This window comes from Paenisporosarcina sp. P4_D4, assembly GCF_056401835.1.
The window spans coordinates 1-1,967 of sequence record NZ_JBFUIO010000241.1; the positions used below are offsets into that span (position 1 = coordinate 1).

The 1,967-nt window shown below is 35.2% G+C and carries 2 protein-coding genes; one reads left to right on the plus strand and one right to left on the minus strand.

All coding sequences use genetic code 11. The features are described 5' to 3' along the window. Positions 1–803, plus strand: an 803-nt coding sequence (locus tag AC1DSL_RS17605; RefSeq protein WP_477533223.1) for an HAD-IC family P-type ATPase, incomplete at its 5' end; no start/stop codon positions are given. Between the two features lie 312 nt (positions 804–1,115). Here the strand turns inward: AC1DSL_RS17605 and tatC are convergent. Further along, entirely contained in the window at positions 1,116–1,844 is a 729-nt protein-coding gene (gene tatC / locus AC1DSL_RS17610; protein ID WP_477533224.1) for a twin-arginine translocase subunit TatC, read from the minus strand. Positions 1,845–1,967: the final 123 nt, after the last annotated feature.

Here is a 1,967-nt window from a genome sequence, read left to right on the forward strand (position 1 = left end):
CACTTGCATCAGCCATCTTGAAAGAAGCTGAAAAACAAAAAATCGAATTGGTACCGGTTGTGGATTTCCAATCGATCACAGGAAAAGGTGCCAAAGCAACGATTGATGACCAGGTTATCTATATTGGAAGTCCAAATTTATTTAGAGAAACTCACTCTATATTAAGCACAATTGAAGCCCAAGTTAAAGCTCTTCAAATGGACGGGAAGACGGTCATGTTACTGGGCACTGAATATGAAATCAAAGGACTCATTGCAGTAGCTGATCAAGTGAGAGAAAACAGCCTAAATGTCATCAAAAAACTTCACAAATTGGGTATTCAAAAGACCATTATGTTAACGGGCGATAATCAGGCAACAGGCAGTGCTATCGGTAAGCAACTGGAATTAACTGATGTCAGAGCTGAATTGATGCCACAAGACAAATTAAGTGTGATTAAATCACTCAGAGAAGAGCATGGTAAAGTTGCTATGGTTGGAGATGGAGTAAATGACGCTCCTGCTTTAGCAAGTGCAACTGTTGGAATCGCAATGGGAGGTGCTGGAACCGATACGGCGCTCGAAACAGCTGATATCGCTTTAATGGCCGATGATTTAGAGAAACTCCCATATACCATTGCATTAAGCAGAAAAACGTTGAACATCATCTACCAAAATGTTGCATTTGCCTTTGGGTTAAAAGTATTGGCCCTCGTGTTAATTATTCCGGGTTGGTTAACGTTATGGATGGCAATTTTTGCAGATATGGGTGCAACGTTAATTGTAGTACTCAATTCATTAAGATTGATCCGAACAAAATATTAAAATATTTGAGAAGATAAAAAGAGCCATTACCAATACCTTTTACTCAGGGGGTTATTGATAATGGCTCTATTACATTATGATGAATAAATATTTTTCCATTAATTTAGAGTGGCTCACTTCACATATAAACTATAAACTGTGTCACTTTTTTTCACGGTTAAATTGGTGAAAAGTAATAAGATTACATGTAAAGTAAGATCGACTTAACCAAAAGCGATAAATTCACAGCCAACAGAATTCTTTCTGAGGGCTTTTCTTGTTTACTGGGTGAAATATGAAATGGTAATTAGACTTTTAGTGAAAAGTGTGTTCTTACGTAACTAATTTATCTAACATTTTTTGTTGTCGTTTAATCACAAATTTAGACAATGTGATACTGCTTTCATATAACAGGAGTAAAGGAATAATCACAAGAATATCTGACAAGAAATCTGGTGGTGTAATCAATACGGAAGTAACAATCAACACAAAATAAGCATACTTTCTTATTTTTTGTAAAACATACGGATTAATTATTCCTAAACTTGTTAAAAACATTATCACGACTGGCAGTTCAAATAGAAACCCAAAAGGTAAAGTCATATTCAACAAAAACCGGAAATATTTTTCTGTTGTGAAAAAAGTAGTAAACATGTCATTGGACAATGACATTAAAAAACTCATCACTAGAGGAAATAAAATAAAGTACCCAAAACTGATTCCTATTATAAATAGAATAAATAGTGCCGGTACATACGCAAGCGACACTTTACGCTCCTTCTCTGTCAAACCTGGACTAATATATCGCCAAACTTGATGTGCAGCAACAGGCATAGTAGCAGCTAACGCGACAACACTTGAAATCATTAAATAAACCATCAATATATCGCTTGGACCCAATAAAGCTAGCTTAAATGGCAAGTCTTTGACCAGCAAGTGATAAATATCCTGAACGTAAATGAAGGCCAGCACAAAAAACAGTAGAAAAATTCCTAGAGTAATCATAATTGCCTTGCGTAATTCTTCTAAATGTTGAACAACATTCATGCTTTGACCTTTCATCTACAATCCTCCTTAAACGTACTTCATTATCTAATATTTACTCTTTATTTACTTGTTCTTTGGGAGTCGCGCTTTTTTCTTCTGATAAAAGATCCTTAGTTGAATTCTTGAACTCTCTTAATG